Source organism: Nocardioides marmorisolisilvae (assembly GCF_031656915.1).
Lineage (GTDB): Bacteria > Actinomycetota > Actinomycetes > Propionibacteriales > Nocardioidaceae > Marmoricola > Marmoricola terrisoli.
Window position 1 is genome coordinate 981,772 of record NZ_CP134227.1, and the last position, 17,470, is coordinate 999,241.

The following is a 17,470-nucleotide window of genomic DNA, read 5'->3' on the forward strand; positions in this document are numbered from 1 at the left end:
ACGATCAGAGCTCGCGAACGTCTTCGTCAGCGCGTCCTGGGCCAGCTCGAGCAGGACGGGTCACCGCTTCCCCGGCCTTGTGGCCGACTTGCTCGCCCCAAAGAGACTTGAGGCCATCGACGCTGTGGCCGGCGCTGCCCCGGAGATCACGCCAACTATGAGGCGCTTCCTGACTGACCCTTCACATTGTCCCGTCAGCGTGCCCGTCCGACGACGTGTCACGGGAACCGTTGGCAGGCGCGTCTTACCGCCGCGATAGGTCGTCCAAGACGACCTTATGTGTCGGCGTCGGGCACTCGCCTCGGTGCCGAGGACCTGAGTTCAGTTGATCTGGTCGCTCTTCCTCTTGCTGACCGTCTTGCTCTTGTTCTTGCCGTTCTTCGTCCTCACCTGCTGCCAGCTCTACTGCCGACCGACCACGCATCGCCGGCATGTGGTCGCCGGTGGGTATCAACTGAAACTGACCGCCGCGGGCTCCGGTGCTAGCCGAGCCGCGCAGCGCGCTGGCTCCGCATGCGAGTCGGGCGAGCCTTGGTGGGCCCGAAAAGATCGCTATTTTCCAATACCTCGCCACGACATGGTATTTTAGGCATTCGCGAGGTGCGCCTGCGACGGCCGCGAGGTCGTCGTGGGCGGTCGCGCGGACGCCCTTCGCCGAACAAGCGCTCGGCCCCTGATGCAAAGCGACCTCGGGCGTCATGGGTTAGCGAATCTGTTCCACCTCGACTCGCTCGAACGCTGCGTCAGCGGCAAGTTCATTGACGAAGATCACGACGTTGGTTCCGTCGGCATGCGGAGAAGTTGGGGGACTGTAGATCTTCCGGGGAGGGACCGAGGGCATGCAGGTCCTCGGGGGTGATGCGCAAGACGTTTGCTGCGCTGACACGGAGCTCGTAGACGTACCGGCGTGCTTTCGGTCTCAGAGGTTGGGAGTCGATGGCGTGCTGACCCTCAGCGATAGCGGTCTCGCGCTGCTCGGAGGTGTAGATCGCTGCCAAGCCTTGGCCTTCCAGTGAGCGAAACCGGTTCTTGCTGGTAGGCCGAGCCTAGTGGGGGTTCTTGCCGGTTTTCCGGGGTTCTGTCGGACAACTCCGACAGACTTGGCCCATGGCCGACTGGAGCCCACTGCGAGCCCTGCTCACCACTGTCACCGACTCGGTCACTCTGAGCTGGGATGACCTGGACGTGCTCGTCGGCGGGCTCCCGCCCTCCGCGTACAACCACTCTGCGTTCTGGAAGGGTGCGCGTAGCGGCTGGCCGGGGTTCTTGACGACCGACGTCCGGGTAGGCGATTCAGTGACGTTTGTTAGGAGGGGAGCTGCGCTGCCGTCGCCGGCTCATAGGCCCCTCCCCCTGGCCGGCGCCGGTCCCGACAACTCGACCTCGTCGGACGTCATCCTGATCGGCTGCGTGAAAGGGAAACTTCCGACCGCGGCGCCGGCCAAGGACCTCTACGTGTCGCCGCTCTTCCGCAAGGGCAGGGCGTACGCCGAACGCGCTGGAGTCCCCTGGTTCATCCTCTCCGCCCATCACGGACTCGTCGCACCCGACGACGAGCTCGAGCCGTACGACCTCCGACTGAGCGCGACCTCCCGGCAGTACCGACGCGAGTGGGGCGAAGGTGTCGTGGCAGCGCTGCGTATGGTTCTCGGATCAATCGATGGGCTGAGCATCGAGATCCATGCAGGGTCGGCCTACGTGGACTCGATCCGAGATGAGCTGCGCTCGGCGGGTGCAACGGTCGTCGAGCCTCTCGCAGGGCTGGCCCTAGGGCCGCGACTCGCGTGGTACGGCGACCGGGCGATCGCCCCGGCACCGCCAGTAACTGCGCCCGACATGGATGAGTTGGTCGGCAACCTCCTGCAGGCAGACGAAGCCATCTCACCCGCAGAGTTCCTGGCGACCGGCGCCTCAATGTTCCGTTCCCCCGGCCTGTACAGCTGGTGGGCGGATGCGGACGGTGCTGCGGATATGGCGGTCGGCCTTCGTCACCCAATCGAACCCGGCCTCATCTACGCCGGGCTGGCCGGTGCCACACGGTCGGGCGGCCGGAAGTCGAAGAACACGCTGTGGGGTCGCATCAAGACGATGCATCTCGGCGGGCGACATGAGTTCTCGACTTTTCGCCTCAGCCTTGGGTCGGTCCTAGCGGAGTCAAGAGGAGACCAGGAGATCGACGAGCCGGGGCTGACGACCTGGATGCACGAGCACCTTCGGCTCATCGCCGTGCCCGTCGACGACCCCGACACCCTTGGCGACGTCGAGACCGAGGTGCTGCAGCAGCTGGATCCACCTCTGAACCTCGACAAGGTGGCGCGCAACCCACTGCGGACTGAACTCTCCGCACTCAGGAAGAAGTACGGGCGCGCACGCCCGACTCCACCACGGACTGACTCAACTCGTAGACGGCACGCTCTACGCAGCCGCCGGAGACGGACCGACGGCGCTCCCTCCGGTGCCGACGAGCATCGCCGCACCAGGCTCTCGGGGAGCGGAGCTGAAGGTGGCGACGACCGTACTCAGGGCGACGGTCTCACCGGACCGCCGCCAGCTCAACACCTCGGGTAGTACCTCACGCATCCGCTCACCAAAACCAACCGGCTTCGACGCCGTCGGGGGACATCTTGTGATAAGCGCCGCGGTAGAAGACGAGGGGCACGCCCTCGCGATGGAACGCGGCAACCACGCGACCGAAGACGACCAGATGATCGCCGGCGGTCACGGCCGAGTCGAATTCGCACATCGTCCAGCCGAGCGAGTTCGGGACGACCGGAAGATCTCCATCGACCTGCTCCGCTGCGAAGTGGGCGAACGGATCTTCCTTCGACTGGGCGAAGATACGTGAGATGTGCTGCTGGCGCTCGGACAAGAAGTTGACGACGAAGGCACCACGCTCCTGGAGCGCGACCGACGTCTTCGAGTCCGCCCGGAAGCACGCAAGCAACAGAGGCGGGTTCAACGACACCGAGGTGAGGGAGTTCGCGGTCATGCCGTAGGGCACACCTTCGGACGACGTGGTGATCACGACCACGCCGGTCGCGAAGACACCCATTGCATTACGCATCGCACGCGGGTCGAGATGCCCGGCGGTCGCTTCGTCCTCAGTCACCTCGGCCACCTCTCTCCAGCCCCTCCAGTCCTTCCCGATCACCCAGCCGTGCCTCGACCGCGCGCAGGCCGGGCTCGAAGTCGAACCAGTCGAACGCCTCGCGCCATTTCACAGACGCAGCGCCTCCGATGAGTGCTTCGAAATGCTGCGAGCGACCTGCGAACTCACTTCCGATGACATCCCAGGCGAGGCGAAGCAGCCCATGGCGTTCCACGTAGTCGCCACCCCTCGGAGTCGCGAGGCGCTTGACGTCTTCGAAGACGATCGAGTCCAGACCCGACACCGCGCTGGGCAGTTCGAGGATCTCTCCCCCGACCAGGTCCCGCAGTATCTGGACCGCACGCGCATGGGCCGTGACCTGTTGAGCGACCCCCGCCGTGAGGTACCGGGGGTTCGGGCACAACAGGTCGGTCTCCTCGAAGGGCTCCGCGGTGACCTCGGCTGCCAGGACCGCCGCCTCAGCAAGGGTCGCGATCGCACCGAGCTCACCCAGGAGCTCGCGCGTACGCACGCTGCCATCGGTCTCCTTCAGTGAGGCGATCTGGCGCCCAAGAGTGGCGATGAACTCCAACTTCACTCCGAGGCGCACCAGATTCTGGTGTTTGGCGAGCAGGAAGCCAGGAGTCCTCGTGAACTGTTCGCGTACGGCGTAGACGTCCGCGCAAACGAAGACGTCCTCCCAAGGGACGCGAACATTATCGAACACCACCAGGGCGTCGACTTCGTCGAATCGACCGGCCAGGGGCCCGGTCGATCGGCCCGCTTGCGCGTACGAACGTCGACAGTGGACTCGCAGTCCGGGAGCATTGACAGGAACGACGAACGAGAGCGCAAGGGCACTGTCATCGGCCGTCAGCGGATTCACGCAGGTGACGAAGATGTGATCACTGATCGCTGCGGCCGCGCCCGGCTGCTGAGCTCCGGACACGACGATGCCGCCCGAGTCGCGGCTCACGAGATGGACCTGTGTATAGATCCCCGTTTCATCCAGCGTGCGTTGCAGTTGCGATGGAGGGGGAACGGTGGCATAGGTGAAGTAGAGAGACTCGTCCAGCAAGCGTCCGTGCCAGGAACGGACGTTCGCACCGAGTTCGAGGTCGCCCCGATCGAACACGTCGGCTCGACTCGCAAGGCCCCCGATGATGGCCGCCACATGGTCCGGAGTCCGCGTGAGCCAACCGCTGCTCAGAGCCGCCCACGTACGTATGGACTCGGTCCGCCTTGCCAGCTCGAGTGGGGTCTTGGCCAGCGCGAAAGGCGTCAGAACGAGGTCACCTCGCCGGTGATCGACGGTATGCATCGGCTCCGGCATGTTGAGCGCGACGTCGTACATCCTGGCGACAGATCCGATAACGCCCGCGAAACCCGAATCGAGGGTCACATCGTCGACCCTACGGCCGTCCACGTAGACCTCACGACCGTCGCGCAACGACTCGAGGTAGTCCGCGCCCGACCTCATGCGGGCCCCTGACACGCGATCATTGTGGATCCTCGCTCGAGTGCAGGATCCTTCGCACGAGACGACGGACCTTGTCCAGCAACACCTTCACGATCAGTGACAGACCGTTGATCGGCGTGCTCACCGCTACGGCGCCTGGGACGGATCGAGACGTCAACTCATCGCGCGATTCCGGTGAATCGTGGCTGTGTCCGGCAGAGGGTGAGTCCGGCCCGTCGGCGTCCTCGGCGCGCAGCCGTGCGGCCAGGTTGTCCGTCATCTGGGCGATGATCCGCATGGCCACCTCGTCCATGAGGCCGCGGCCGAACTGCGCGGCACGGCCGGCAACCTGGTAGGTCACGTCGACCTGCACGCGCGATGTCGACGGATCGGCGGCGCCGTCGAGGACCGCCATCTTGATCTCGGCCGTTGCACGACCGGCGCCGGTCGTCTCGTCCCCGTCCGCCTTGAGTACGGCCAGCCGGCTATCGGCGTCGGTGTGGAGGATCTCGGCCTTCCCCTTGTAGCTGACGGTGACCGGACCCATCTTGATCTTGACCTTCCCGAGGTAGCTGCCGCCCTCCTCGCCCACGAATTCAGCGCCAGGGATGCAGGTCATCACCTCCGGGACGTCGAGCAAGGAGCGATAGACGCGCTCGGGGGAGGCGCCGATCTCGATTTCGTCGTGGAGTTCCGTTTGACTCACCCATTCCTGGCTCTAATCGCTCTACTCGCCCTCGACGGCGATCGGTACCTGTGCGACTTTCACGACAGTCGGATGACGACCGACTTCGTCTCGATGTAATGGTCGAGGACCTCCCGACCCATCTCCCGGCCCCATCCCGACTGCTTGAAGCCGCCGAACGGAATAGCCGCGTCGAAGGCGCCGTACGTATTCACCCACACCGTGCCGGCCTGGATGAGCTGGGCGGTTCGGTGAGCCCTGTTCAGATCCCGGGTGAAGACGCCGGCCGCCAGCCCGAACGGGGTGTCGTTGGCCTGGCGCACCAGCTCGTCGGGATCCTCGAAGGGGATCGCCACCACGACAGGTCCGAAGATCTCCTCGCGTACGACCTTCATGTCGCCCGTCGTGTCGGCCAGCACCGTGGGCTCGAGGAAGTAGCCCTTCCCTTGCGGCCGGTTCCCGCCGGTCAACGCCGTTGCCCCTTCGTCCTGGCCGGAGCGGACATAGCCGCACACGCGCTCGAGTTGCTCGCTGGAGATCAGTGGGCCCATCGTCGACTCGGGGTCGAGTACGGGCCCGACCTGGAATCCGCGTGCGATCTCGGCAACACCCTCGATGACCTCGTCGTAGACCTTGCGATGCACGAACAGGCGCGAACCGGCGTTGCAACACTGGCCCTGGTGGAAGAAGATCGCCTGAGCCGCGCCGGGGATCGCGATGTCCAGATCCGCATCGTCGAACACGATGTTCGGCGATTTGCCTCCAAGTTCGAGCGATACCCGCTTCAGGTTGCCGACAGCGGCCCCCACGATCAACCGACCGACCTCCGTCGACCCGGTGAACGCGATCTTGTCGACGCCTGGGTGTGCGGCCAGCGCGGCACCCGCCTCATGGCCGTAGCCGGTCAAGATGTTGACCACACCTGCCGGCACGCCGGCTTCGACGACGAGCTGACCGAGCCTCAGCGCGGACAGCGGGGTCTGCTCAGCGGGCTTCAAGACGATGGTGCACCCGGTGGCCAGCGCCGGACCGATCTTCCACGAGGCCATGACGAGGGGGAAGTTCCACGGAATGATGCCGGCGACGACCCCGACCGGTTCGGACCGGGTGTAGGCCACGTACTCGTCGGGAGAGCTCATGGTGAAAGGCATCGTATGACCCTCGGTCTTCGTCGCCCATCCAGCCATGTAGTGGAACATGTTGGCGGTGAGTACGACGTCGGAGCTGCGGGCCACCGATAGGACCTTGCCGCTGTCGATGGCCTCCAACATCGCGAGTTCATCGGCGTTCTCGAGGATCAGGTCACCGATCCGGTGGATCACGCGGCCACGGTCGGCAGGGGTCATCCGTCGCCAGGCAGACCCTGGCTCGAAGGCTCGCCGTGCCGAACGAACCGCGGCGTCGACGTCCTCTGCCCGCGCACGCTGCAGATGTGCGATCACCTCCTCGGTCGACGGATCGACCGACTCGAAGGTCTCGCCCGAGAGCGCCGGTATCGACTCGCCATCGATGAGGAGCCCCGGAGGCGCAGCCAGGAATGCCTGCGTTGCATCGTTGATAGTGGTCATACCTACTCCTTCACCATGTGTGGTTGCACGCGTCCCGCAGCGGCCGACCGCAGCAGCTCGCCCATGCGCGAGATGCCCTTTCGAAGGTCGGTTGCCGCACTGGCCAGGCTGATCCGAACCGCACCCTCGGCCGCCGAACCGAACGCAGACCCTGGTGCCACGGCCACGCCGTGCTCCAGGAGCATCCGGGTCGCGAACTCATGGGACGAGAGCCCCGAGGTCGAGACGTCCGCCATCAGGTAGAACGCCCCCGAGGGGTCATTGCCGGGGATCCCTTCCTCCGACAACCACTTCTGACTGAGCTGGAGGCGATCGCGGTAGGAGGCCGTCATCTGGTCGATGCAGTCCTGCGGCCCTTGCAGGGCCCCTTGGGCGGCACGCTGGCTGATGGTGTTGATGCAGGAGTTCGTCGCATCCGCGACCTTCAACATCTGCGTGACGACGTCGGACGAGGCGAATCCATAGCCGATCCGCCAGCCGGTCATCGCATAAGTCTTGCTGAAGGCCATCGCGGTGATCGACCGGTCAGGATCCATGAAGGTGGCCGCACTCGGCGCCGCGGCCGTTCCGTCGAGCATGATCTGGTCGTAACACTCGTCGCTGATCACCCACACTCCCGCAGCGGCCGCGATCTCCCCGATCCGGGCGAGCATCTCCCCCGAATAGACCGCACCGGTCGGGTTGTTGGGACTGTTGATCACGATGGCCTTCGTACGTGGCGAGATCTGGGCAGACAGATGATCGAGGTCGGGCTGGTAGTCCTGCTCTCGAGGACAGCGATACAAGACAGCCCGAGCACCGGCGAGCGCGACGATGGTGCGCAGGGTCGGCCAGTAGGGGTTCGAGATCAAGATCTCGTCCCCCGGCTCACAAACGGCCAGGACCGCCCCTGCGAGGAGACTGGTCCCACCGTTGCCGATCAGCACCTGGTCGACCGAGACGTCGTGACCGTTGACCCGGGCCAGCTTCTCGGTGATGAGGTCGAGCAGCGCTGGAATCCCCTTGGTCGGAGTATAGCCGTGGTCGCCCGCATCGATCGCCCACTTCGCCGCCTCGCAGATATGGCTCGGGGTCCGGAAATCCGGCTGGCCGAGCTCGAGATGGATGCACTCCGGGATCGTCGACGCGAGCGCGAAGAGATCCCGGATTCCCGAGGTCGGCGCGCCCACAACATGGCGTGCCGCCTCCAGCCGTCCCTGCATCCGCCCTTCCTTCCTGAGGTTGTCGCGACGGTCCATACGAGCAGTGCTCGACCATTACTGTAGACGTCGCTGCTGTGACTGCTACAGTAGTCACAATGGCAGCCGCACACAAGCGGCGCGAGATGGAAGGGGTCCGGGTCATGCGGGCACAGGTACGACGACTGGGGTCCGGCCTCATCCGGCTCATCCGGCTCATCGGGGCGATGGGCGCCGACGCCCCGGATGCCCCGGAGCACTGCCGCAACGGCGACATCCATCGGTTCTTCATCCCCTGATCCCTCGGGCCCGCCGCTTCTGACCGCCTCGCCGCCTCTCCTACCGAACGACTACCGAACGATTGGAACGACGTGGAACCTCGATATGACGTTGTCGTCGTCGGCGCAGGCAACGCAGCGCTGTGTGCCGCGCTCGCCGCGCACGACGCAGGAGCGCGCGTGCTGGTGCTCGAACGAGCCAACCGCGACGAACGCGGTGGCAACTCGGCGTTCACCGCCGGAGCCATGCGGGTCGCCTACCAGGGAGTCGATGACATCGTCCGGCTCGTCCCCGATCTGACCGCCGAGGAGCAGGAGATCACCGACTTCGGCTCGTACCCGGAGTCGGCGTTCTTCGACGATCTGGCCCGGGTCACCGACTATCGCACCGATCCCGATCTAGCCGAGATCCTGGTGAGCCGCAGCTTCGAGACGATGGCATGGATGCAGAGCAAGGGGGTTCGCTTCATGCCCATCTACGGCCGCCAAGCGTTCAAGGTCGACGGGCGCTTCAAGTTCTGGGGAGGCCTGACGCTAGAGGCGGTCGGGGGCGGTCCCGGACTCATCGACAGTCTGATGGCAGCGTGCGAGAACGCCGGGATCACCATCACCTACGACACCCGGGCGATGTCGCTCATCACCGAAGGCCCTCAGGTCACCGGCCTACGCGTGCGCCATGCCGGCGAGGACTCCGAGATCGAGGCGAGCGCGGTCATCCTCGCCTCGGGCGGGTTCCAGGCCAACGGGGAATGGCGCACGAAGTACCTCGGGCCCGGCTGGGACCTGGCCAAGGTCCGTGGCACCCGATTCAACACCGGCGACGGAATCCGGATGGCGCTCGAGATCGGTGCGATGTCCTGGGGGAACTGGTCGGGAGCACACGCCGTGGGCTGGGAATACAACGCGCCCCAATTCGGTGACCTCGCCGTAGGAGACGGCTTCCAGAAGCACAGCTATCCGTTCGCGATCATGGTGAACGCCCGCGGTGAGCGCTTCGTCGACGAAGGGGCCGACTTCCGCAACTACACGTATGCGAAGTACGGCCGCATCATTCTCGAGCAACCGGGGCAGATGGCCTGGCAGGTGTTCGACCAGAAGACCACCCACCTGCTCCGAGACGAATACCGCATCAAGCAGGTCACCAAGGTTCAAGCCGACACCCTCGAAGACCTCGGCAAAAAGCTGGAGGGTGTCGACGAGGAACGATTCCTCCGGACCGTCGACCAGTACAACGCTGCAGTCCAGCGCGACGTGCCGTTCAACCCGAACATCAAGGACGGCCGCGGCACGTCGGGATTGAGCATCGAGAAGTCGAACTGGTCGAACACGCTCGACACTCCGCCCTTCGTGGCCTATCAAGTCACCTGCGGCATCACGTTCACCTTCGGTGGATTGCGGATCTCGACGGACGCCGAGGTGCTCGACGAGGAAGCACAGCCCATTCCCGGCCTGTATGCGTGCGGCGAGCTCGTCGGGGGGATCTTCTACGGGAACTACCCCGGAGGCTCGGGCCTGACCAACGGCGCTGTCTTCGGCCGGATCGCGGGACGTACGGCAGGCTGTGCGACCTCATCAGCTGGCACCCGAGGCTAAGTGAGGCGCGCGACTGCATCACCTGAGGCCGACTGGTGGCCGTTGTTCGCCATCTGCGGCGGCGTCTTCATGCTGCTGCTGGATGTGACGATCGTGAATATCGCCCTCAAGAGCATCCAGTCCGCTTTCGGCGCCCCGTTGTCCGGACTTCAATGGGTGATCGATGCGTATGCACTCAGCCTGGCCGCACTCTTGCTCACCGCAGGCTCGCTCGCGGACATCTACGGGCGTCGCCGGATGTATGTGGTCGGCATGTGCATCTTCACCGCCGGATCGATCTTCTGTGGCCTTTCGCCGAACGTCGTGACCTTGAGCATCGCCCGTGCCGTACAAGGGATCGGTGGGGCGGCGATGTTCGCCACCTCCCTCGCCCTGCTGTCGGCGGCCTATCGCGGAAGATCCCGCGGATTGGCCTTCGGTGCCTTCGGTGCGACCACCGGGATCGCAGTCGCGGTCGGGCCGGTCTTCGGTGGTCTCATCACGACCTGGCTGTCGTGGCGGTGGATCTTCTGGGTCAACGTCCCCGTGGGCGCCCTCGCCATCGCCATCACCCTACGTCATGTGGCGGAGTCTCGTGACCCCAGTCCGAGACGGCCCGACTGGATCGGTTTCATCACCTTCGGCCCAGGACTCGCCCTGTTGATCTATGGTCTGATCCGATCCGGCCAGGTGGGGTGGACCGCGCCGTCGGTATGGCTCCTCCTGGGCGCGGCTGCCCTTGCTCTCGCGGGATTCGCGGTGTCGCAGGCCATCGGTAGCAATGCGATGGTCGCCCTGGGCCTCTTGAAGAACCCGACCTTCGCCGGCGCGATGCTGGCGGCTGCAGCGATATCTGCTTCCATCTTCTCCTTCCTTGCCTACCTGGTTCTCTACCTACAAGACGTCCTCGGCTATTCCCCGGCCGAGGCAGGTGTCCGGGTCGTCTTCGAATCGGCGGGCTCCTTCGTCTCCGCGACGATCGCCGGCAGGCTCAGCCAGCGCATTCCGCCGCGAATCCTCATCGGTTCTGGATTCGTCTTGATATCCATCGGGATGTTCCTGATCGCCCAATGCCGTCCCGGCGATGACTGGACCCAGCTGATCCCGGGGATGTCGATATGCGGTCTGGGCATCGGCTTCGTGACCGTGCCGTTGGCCGCGACCGCCGTGTCCGTCGTCGAGCCGGCCCGTGCCGCGATGGCGTCGGGAGCGAACTCGACGTTCCGGCAGGTCGGATTGGCCGTGGGCATGGCGCTTCTGGGCGCGCTGTTCAGTCAGCGGGTGCTCGCCGAGGCACAACACTCGGCGAGCAGGATCCCGGTCGTTTCTGCGGACTCATTGGCAGACGCGGTGACGGGCGGCCGGGTCGACGCCTACCTGTCGGCCCTGGACCCCACCACGCGTCGAGCCGCGCACACAGTGGCGGTCGATAGCTTCGTGGCGGCGTTCGACCACATCGGGTACATCTCCGTCGCGGTCGCACTCGTCGCCGCACTGGGGACCTTCGCCCTCATTCGCAGCAAGGACCTCATCCCCGGCACCTCGGAGGATGCCGTCACGGAACTGGCCGCCCGGGCGGTGATCGCCGAATGAGCGCAGAAGTGAGTGTCGACAGCCAGCGACGCCTGGGCATCATCCTGCTCGACAGCAGTCACTACACGACGAGCTTCCTGCACTGCGAGCCGGGCGATCCGGGTCCCGGTCTGCTGCCGCTCGGTTATTGGGAGTGCCCGGCAACCTGGCCGGTACCCAGCACCTACACAGTCGCCCGCGGTGCCACCCCGAGCGCTGTCATCGGTGGTGATCCGGGCGCGCTGGCCGGGGTGCAGCGTGCCTCGGGGCTGCTCGAGCCTCGTTGCTCGATGGTCATTGCAGACTGCGGCTTCTTCTTCAGTTTCGCAACGAGCCTGACCCAACCCTCCCGCCTGGTGACCACCCTCCACCTGCTCGACCTGGCCACGACAGCTGCAGGGAGACGCCCGGTCGTCGTCTTGACCTATGACGCCAGGGCAGCCGCCACCCTGCTGCGTGATCACCCCACGCGGCGTCGGCTTCACTTCCTCGGCCTCGACTCGCTCAGCACCTGGCAAGAGCTCGGCAGCGAGGACTGGGCGTTGCGCGTACGCGACGGGGCCGCGTTGCTGCGCTTCGAGCTCGTCCAGCGACTGGAGCAGTCCGACGTACGGGAACTGGCCGATCAGGCTGGCGCGGTTCTCGTCGAGTGCACGCTGTTGTCACCGCTCATCGACGACATCCGAGGCGCTTTCCCGGGACTCCCCTTGTTCGATCTGGCCGCGTTGGTGCGGATCCTCCTCAGCGGCCGATCGACCGCCCAGCCGTCATAGACCCCGCGCGTCGATCAGACACCTGCAAAGACTGCCTTCGGATCCAGGCCCAGCTCGAGAGCCACCATCAGGCGCAGACGTGCCTTTAACGGGCCGAGATCTCCGGCACTTATGAGTCCGCTCGCAAGCAACTGCTGCTCGGAGCCCGGGCCTGTGTAGGTCCCCTCGAGTACCCGCCCGGCGGCACATCGCGTGGAGAGCACGACCGGCATTCGAGCTGCCGCCTCCAACACCGCTGGAGAGACCGAAGCAGGGACGTGGCCACCGCCGGTGCCGGCGAGCACCAGCCCGTCGGCATACTGGGCGGTGGCTCGGACGAGCTCCCCGCGGGCTCCGGCCACGATCCAGAGTGCCTCCACGGTCTGCTGGATGCCCTCAGGTCTGCCCAGGCGGTGGCACGACGGCGCCCGGTCCAGCCAGAGTCGGTCCTCGACGATCTGCCCGATGGGCCCGTGCCCCGGGGATGCGAACGCATCGACGCTGCTGGTGTGCGCCTTCGTCACGTGAGCGGGATCGTGTACCGAATCGGCCAGTACGACCACGGGTCCGCAACCACGGAGCCCGCCCGCCGAGGCGGCCACGACCGCTGCGCATATGTTTCCCGGACCATCTGCACCCGGCGCATCCGCAGCTCGCATCGCACCCGTGACGACGACCGGGATCGCGACCTCGAGCACCAGCCCCAGGAAGTACGCAGTCTCCTCGAGGGTGTCGGTGCCATGGAGCACCACCACTCCGTCGGCGCCTGCTGCAGCCTCCGCCTCGATCGATGACGCGAGCGCGAGCATGTCGCGCGGTGTCATGTTCCGACTGGAGACCTGCATCACGTCGCGCCCGGTCAGCGCCACGTTCTCCAGACGCTGTGTCATCCCAGCCACCAGGTCGGTGGCTGCGAATCGATGGCTCAGGCCGGTCCCCGAGAATCCCGTAGAGATCGTCCCGCCACAGCCCAGGATCGATATCCGGACCTTGTGCGAGGGATCGGCGGGCACCGTGGAGCTCATTCCTCACGCACCGGCCGAACGTGCTCGGCTCGGACGTGTTTCCCGGCAGGGGTCTGGTCACGTACCTGCCCTGCCTCAGCGGCGACGCGGCCACCCAGGACCGTCGCGACAGGGGCACCCTTCAGGGTCCGGCCACGCCACGGCGATAGCGCGTTCAGTGAATGCAGGTGCTCGTCCGAGATCTTGACCGAACCTTCCGGATCCACGATCGTGATGTCGGCGTCGGCTCCGGGCCGCAACATACCCTTGCGCGGATACAGGCCATACAGACGCGCAGTGTTCGCGCTCAAGACGTCCGCAAGTCGCTGGGGGCTGAGGCGCCCACGCGCCATCGCGTCCAGCATGACCGGCACGATCGTCTCGACGCCGACGATGCCTGCCGGCTGGGTGTCGAGTGGCTCGGCCTTCTCTGCGAGCGTATGCGGAGCATGATCCGAGCCGATCGAGGCGATCGTCTTGTCCTCGATGCCGCGCCACAGAGCAGCTTGATCGGCAGCCGTACGGATCGGCGGGTAAACCTTCATGGTCGGGCCGATCTGGTCGTAATCCGCATCGGTGAGGGTGAGGTATTGGGGGCAGGTCTCGGCACTCACCAGCGCGCCGGCACGTTGCGCCCGACGGACGACGTCGGTTGCCTCGGCCGAAGCCATATGGACGACATGGAACCGGCACCCCGTCAAAGATGCGAAGTGCGCCGCGATCGTAACCGCAGTGGATTCTGCCGATGCCGGTCGTGCCCGGAGGAGATCGTCATAGGTGGACAACGAATGTCCGAGCTCCTCCTCCGCAGCCTCGAGCAGGTGCCGGTCCTCGCAATGCGCAGCGAGCAGGCCGCCTCGTGCCGCGACGGCCCGGAAGATCGAGAGGACGTCGCCGTTCTCGGGTGGCGCGATCACCTGCTCGGGTGGTAAATCGCCGATGTTGTAGACCAGGGACCTGGTGTCTCGTCGTAGCGCATATCCCCAGAACAGCTTCACGGCGACAGCGCCTAGGTCGAACATCTCGTCGATGGCGTCGACGTTCTCGTGACCCAGCGTCATACCCCACAAGCCGAAATCGACCCACGCCTGGGGCTCCAGACAGGCGACTCTGCTCGAGTAGGACGCTCCGTCGACCACGGGAGGCACCGAGTTCGGCATCTCGAGGACGGTCGTGACGCCTCCGTGCAGGGCCGAGAGCGTGCTGTGCCAGAACGTCTCCTTGTGGGTCAGGCCGGGGTCGCGGGAGTGGACGTGCGGATCGATGAAGCCCGGGAATAGCAGCTTCCCCGACGCGTCATAGGCCTCATCGGAGGGGACCGCCTCGCCGCGCGCCAGCCACGCTGCGACCTTGCCATCAGCACAGAGCAGGTCGACCTCGACCAGCCCGTCCGGGACGACCAGGCTGCCACCGCGAACCACCAACCGCGGAGCCGTATTCGTTTCCATGCGATCCCCCTAGATCTCGTCGACGTCGAGCTGGATGAGGTGCGGGCCGGCCTCGGACAGTGAGCCTGCGAACTGGGTCCGAAGGCCCTCGAGGTCGCGGGCCCGAGTCGCCGGTACGCCGAAACCTGCCGCCAAGCGCAACCAATCGATCGTCGGTAGCGACAGGTCCATGAGCGCGTCGACCCGGCCTGTGTTCTCCTCGATACCGGCACGGGCCTGCTCGACGCCGAGGATGCGATACCGATTGTTCGCACAGACCACGGTGGTGACGTTCAATCCTTCCCGGGCCTGGGTCCACAGCGCCTGCAGCGTGTAGAGCGCGCTGCCGTCGCCGACGACCGCGACCACCGGGCGGTCCGGTTCGGCAACGGCCGCACCGACAGCCAGCGGCCCGGCGATTCCGATGCTGCCTCCGGTCAGACCCAGATAGGTGAATCGAGTACGACCCATGGCATGCTCGAAGACGTCCGGCGCGGAGGTGATCGCTTCGTCCACGAAGATCGCACGGTCCGGCATGATCGCCGCCAGACGTTCGCTCAAGCGCTGCTCTCGCGTGCCCACAGGCGGTCGCACCGGTTGGTGGACATCGGCTGCCGAGTCGGGCCCACCGAGGCAGTCGGCCAAACCCTCCAAGGCACCGACGACGTCGTCGCCGACCCGAGCCACCGGATGCACCCGACTCTCGTGCGGCAAGACGTGCGTACGCCCGTCTCGGTAGGCGAAGATCGAGACCGGCTCCTCGGTCCCGACAAGGACGATGTCGGTGATCGAGGCCAGTTGGGCGGCGGACTCGTCCGGGAAGTATCCCAAGCGCTCGATGACAGGAATCTCGGGCCCGGATTCGATCCGAGTGGGCTGACGCTTGCAGAAGAGCCGGCACCCGGTCGCCGCCTGCACCCGGCCGGCCGCCCTGAGGCCGGCCTCGTGCAGCCCGGCTCCACCGATCATCAGCGCACCTCGGGCCGCCGCGGCCTTCAAGCGAGTGGCGGCCTCCTCGATCCGCTCCGCATCGAAGGTCGGCTTCCAGAGCTGGGCGGACCGCCGGGGGTGCTCGGGGACCTCGGACCACTGGACGTCGGTCGGAAGGATGAGGGTTGCTACCCCGCGCTGCTCGATCGCGGCGTTACGCGCGTCGACGAGATCTGCCGCAGCGTCCTCGGGAACGCGGGTCTCGCGTACGAAGATCGAGACCGCCTGCGCGAGCGCGGGGACGTTGGAGGAGAGCATGGACTCGTGATTCATATGTCGGGTCGCGTGCGTCCCGATCACGTTGACGACCGGCACCTCGGCCTTGCGCGCATTGTGGAGGTTGGCGATCCCGTTGGCCAGCCCCGGGCCGAGGTGCAACAGAGTCATGGCGGGCCGCTCGGCCATCCGGGCGAAGCCGTCGGCCGCGCCGGTGCAGACCCCTTCGAACAGACCGAGTACGGGTCTGATACGCGGCTCGGCGTTCATGCCACCGAGGATGTGCACCTCGGTGGTTCCTGGATTCGCGAAGCAGATGTCGAGGCCGACCGAAGCGGCGGCGTGGACGACGGACTCGGCGCCGTTCATGTGTTCTCCAATTCTGAGATGTCGAGCAAGAGTGGGTCGTGCGCCGCGGACCAGTCGCTGAAGCGGTCCGGACAGATGAAGGGGATGCGTGCCGCCGAGGACCCGTCGATGTGGTCGCAGACCATCTCCGCGAAGGCCGGCGCGAACTTGAAGCCGTGACCGGACAACGCACCGATCAAGCTGAGGTTGGAACGTCGCGGATGAGGCCCGACGACGGGGTCGCCATCGGGGGCGTCGAGAGTCACGCACACCTGACCGCCCGTCGAGTGCGGGTTCAGATAAACGTGATGCGTCCGGACGTACTCCTCGACCGCCGCATACTGCTGCCGCGATACTGCGCGCTCGACCGCAGCAATGCTCGGCGCCTCCGTGGCGACCAGCGCCATTATCTTGAACTGCGGGTCGCCCGGAAGTCCGGGCATCCCGCCCATCGGCGTCGCGCCCTCTCCCCGCTCATGGATGAACGCCGGCAGGCTGGGGCCGCTCGCTATCCACTCGAGACGGTCGAACCACGGCACGACCATGCGCTGAACCTGCAGCGACCGGCTGGACACCTCGATGTCGCCCAGCCAAGCCCCGACGGCCAGGACCACATGCCGTACTCGCAGCTCCTCGCCGTCGGCGAATCGGACGAGAGCCGGATTGCACTGGGTGTCGATCGAGCTCACCGCCCGTGGCGTCTGGATCGTTGCGCCTAGGTGCGCCGCACGGTCGACCATCAGTCGCACGGCCAGCTCGGGGCTCACCAGACCCGCGTGCTGCTCCTCGACGGCGACCGTTCCCGTCGCGGTCCGCAGCTGCGGATATGTCCGGCACAGCTGATCGTGATCGAGGGAGGCGATGGCAAGCGCGAAGCGGTCCGCCTGGTCGACCGCCGTGCGGACCATCCGTGAGTCCGGCGCTCCGAGGAGGAGCAGGCCGGTCGGATGCAGGACCCGACGAGCCGAAACGGTCTCCAGCTCATGCCAGAGGTCCAGCGCCCGGATACCCAGTGGCACGTAGTCGTCGGACTCGAAGGATGTGGTCCGCACGATCCGCGTGCGCCCATGGGTGGCGCCCTGGTCGTGCGGAGTGTCGAACCTGTCGACGCCGACGACATCATGGCCACGCTCGGCCAGACGCCACGCGGTCGCCGCCCCCGCCGCGCCAAGACCAACGACAAGGACGTCGGCTACGCGTGCCAGACCGGCCACTTGTCACCTCCGATACCTGCAGCATGCGCTGTAGTTGCCACTATAGTGTTAGCTACACGGGACCGCAAACGACGTGCCTCCTGGGTAGCAGAACGCCCCGAACAACCAGTCGTTCGGGG

Annotated in this window: 14 protein-coding genes and 2 pseudogenes; 5 read left to right on the plus strand and 11 right to left on the minus strand. The window is 66.0% G+C overall.

Annotation, left to right across the window (positions count from 1 at the left end; translation table 11 throughout):
* Window positions 1–755 precede the first annotated feature (755 nt).
* Window positions 756–1,025 (minus strand): annotated as a pseudogene (locus tag Q9R13_RS20210) (hypothetical protein); the annotation flags it as partial.
* Between the two features lie 82 nt (window positions 1,026–1,107).
* Between Q9R13_RS20210 and Q9R13_RS20215 the strand changes: the two are divergent.
* Window positions 1,108–2,346 (plus strand): annotated as a pseudogene (locus Q9R13_RS20215) (DUF6884 domain-containing protein); the annotation flags it as partial.
* Window positions 2,347–2,415: 69 nt separating this feature from the next.
* On the opposite strand, the gene Q9R13_RS04725 reads toward Q9R13_RS20215, so the two are convergent.
* Genes Q9R13_RS04725 through Q9R13_RS04750 form a run of 6 tightly spaced genes read right to left on the minus strand, consistent with a single transcriptional unit; the run spans window position 2,416 to window position 8,002 of the window.
* Window positions 2,416–2,580, minus strand: a complete 165-nt coding sequence (locus Q9R13_RS04725; protein WP_310963934.1) for an XdhC family protein — start codon at window positions 2,578–2,580, stop codon at window positions 2,416–2,418.
* 4 nt (window positions 2,581–2,584) lie between these two features.
* Window positions 2,585–3,118 (minus strand): flavin reductase family protein, encoded by a 534-nt coding sequence (locus Q9R13_RS04730; protein ID WP_310963935.1) that lies wholly within the window; start codon window positions 3,116–3,118, stop codon window positions 2,585–2,587.
* A complete protein-coding gene (locus tag Q9R13_RS04735; protein ID WP_310963936.1) occupies window positions 3,102–4,568 on the minus strand; it encodes a 4-hydroxyphenylacetate 3-hydroxylase N-terminal domain-containing protein in 1,467 nt (488 codons plus the stop codon). Before Q9R13_RS04735 ends, Q9R13_RS04730 begins: the two co-directional genes overlap by 17 nt.
* Window positions 4,569–4,587: 19 nt before the next feature.
* On the minus strand, window positions 4,588–5,253 hold the full coding sequence (locus Q9R13_RS04740; protein ID WP_310963937.1) for an SRPBCC family protein: 666 nt from the start codon (window positions 5,251–5,253) through the stop codon (window positions 4,588–4,590).
* A 59-nt stretch (window positions 5,254–5,312) separates the two neighbouring features.
* Window positions 5,313–6,800 (minus strand): aldehyde dehydrogenase family protein, encoded by a 1,488-nt coding sequence (locus tag Q9R13_RS04745; protein WP_310963938.1) that lies wholly within the window; start codon window positions 6,798–6,800, stop codon window positions 5,313–5,315.
* A 2-nt stretch (window positions 6,801–6,802) separates the two neighbouring features.
* Window positions 6,803–8,002 carry a pyridoxal phosphate-dependent aminotransferase gene (locus Q9R13_RS04750; protein ID WP_310963940.1) on the minus strand — a complete coding sequence of 400 codons (1,200 nt, stop codon included), beginning with the start codon at window positions 8,000–8,002 and terminating at the stop codon, window positions 6,803–6,805.
* 95 nt (window positions 8,003–8,097) lie between these two features.
* Between Q9R13_RS04750 and Q9R13_RS04755 the strand changes: the two genes are divergently transcribed.
* From Q9R13_RS04755 to Q9R13_RS04770, 4 genes are all read left to right on the plus strand, one after another.
* Window positions 8,098–8,277, plus strand: coding sequence for a hypothetical protein (locus tag Q9R13_RS04755; protein ID WP_310963941.1), 180 nt, complete (start codon window positions 8,098–8,100; stop codon window positions 8,275–8,277).
* 72 nt (window positions 8,278–8,349) lie between these two features.
* Entirely contained in the window at window positions 8,350–9,849 is a 1,500-nt protein-coding gene (gene tcuA / locus Q9R13_RS04760; protein ID WP_310963942.1) for an FAD-dependent tricarballylate dehydrogenase TcuA, read from the plus strand.
* Window positions 9,850–11,421 carry an MFS transporter gene (locus Q9R13_RS04765; protein ID WP_310963943.1) on the plus strand — a complete coding sequence of 524 codons (1,572 nt, stop codon included), beginning with the start codon at window positions 9,850–9,852 and terminating at the stop codon, window positions 11,419–11,421. It begins immediately after the preceding gene.
* Window positions 11,418–12,173, plus strand: a complete 756-nt coding sequence (locus Q9R13_RS04770; protein ID WP_310963944.1) for an aspartate/glutamate racemase family protein — start codon at window positions 11,418–11,420, stop codon at window positions 12,171–12,173. Before Q9R13_RS04765 ends, Q9R13_RS04770 begins: the two co-directional genes overlap by 4 nt.
* A 14-nt stretch (window positions 12,174–12,187) precedes the next feature.
* On the opposite strand, the gene Q9R13_RS04775 is transcribed toward Q9R13_RS04770, so the two are convergent.
* Genes Q9R13_RS04775 through solA form a run of 4 tightly spaced genes read right to left on the minus strand, consistent with a single transcriptional unit; the run spans window position 12,188 to window position 17,351 of the window.
* Entirely contained in the window at window positions 12,188–13,177 is a 990-nt protein-coding gene (locus Q9R13_RS04775; protein ID WP_310963945.1) for an asparaginase, read from the minus strand.
* Entirely contained in the window at window positions 13,174–14,604 is a 1,431-nt protein-coding gene (locus tag Q9R13_RS04780) for a dihydroorotase (RefSeq protein WP_310963946.1), read from the minus strand. Before Q9R13_RS04780 ends, Q9R13_RS04775 begins: the two co-directional genes overlap by 4 nt.
* 9 nt (window positions 14,605–14,613) lie before the next feature.
* Complete coding sequence (locus Q9R13_RS04785; RefSeq protein WP_310963947.1) at window positions 14,614–16,158, minus strand: acetolactate synthase large subunit; 1,545 nt, start codon at window positions 16,156–16,158, stop codon at window positions 14,614–14,616.
* Complete coding sequence (solA, locus tag Q9R13_RS04790) at window positions 16,155–17,351, minus strand: N-methyl-L-tryptophan oxidase (protein ID WP_310963948.1); 1,197 nt, start codon at window positions 17,349–17,351, stop codon at window positions 16,155–16,157. Before solA ends, Q9R13_RS04785 begins: the two co-directional genes overlap by 4 nt.
* Window positions 17,352–17,470 lie beyond the last annotated feature (119 nt).

What these genes read in the sequence shown, in the direction of transcription:
- Q9R13_RS04780 (WP_310963946.1), bottom strand. Translation starts at nt 14,604, where the DNA reads ATGGAAACGAATACGGCTCCGCGGTTGGTGGTTCGCGGTGGCAGCCTG.
- Q9R13_RS04755 (WP_310963941.1), top strand. Translation starts at nt 8,098, where the DNA reads ATGGCAGCCGCACACAAGCGGCGCGAGATGGAAGGGGTCCGGGTCATG.
- Q9R13_RS04725 (WP_310963934.1), bottom strand. Translation starts at nt 2,580, where the DNA reads ATGCGTGAGGTACTACCCGAGGTGTTGAGCTGGCGGCGGTCCGGTGAG.
- Q9R13_RS04745 (WP_310963938.1), bottom strand. Translation starts at nt 6,800, where the DNA reads ATGACCACTATCAACGATGCAACGCAGGCATTCCTGGCTGCGCCTCCG.
- Q9R13_RS04735 (WP_310963936.1), bottom strand. Translation starts at nt 4,568, where the DNA reads ATGAGGTCGGGCGCGGACTACCTCGAGTCGTTGCGCGACGGTCGTGAG.
- Q9R13_RS04750 (WP_310963940.1), bottom strand. Translation starts at nt 8,002, where the DNA reads ATGCAGGGACGGCTGGAGGCGGCACGCCATGTTGTGGGCGCGCCGACC.
- Q9R13_RS04785 (WP_310963947.1), bottom strand. Translation starts at nt 16,158, where the DNA reads ATGAACGGCGCCGAGTCCGTCGTCCACGCCGCCGCTTCGGTCGGCCTC.
- Q9R13_RS04770 (WP_310963944.1), top strand. Translation starts at nt 11,418, where the DNA reads ATGAGCGCAGAAGTGAGTGTCGACAGCCAGCGACGCCTGGGCATCATC.
- Q9R13_RS04775 (WP_310963945.1), bottom strand. Translation starts at nt 13,177, where the DNA reads ATGAGCTCCACGGTGCCCGCCGATCCCTCGCACAAGGTCCGGATATCG.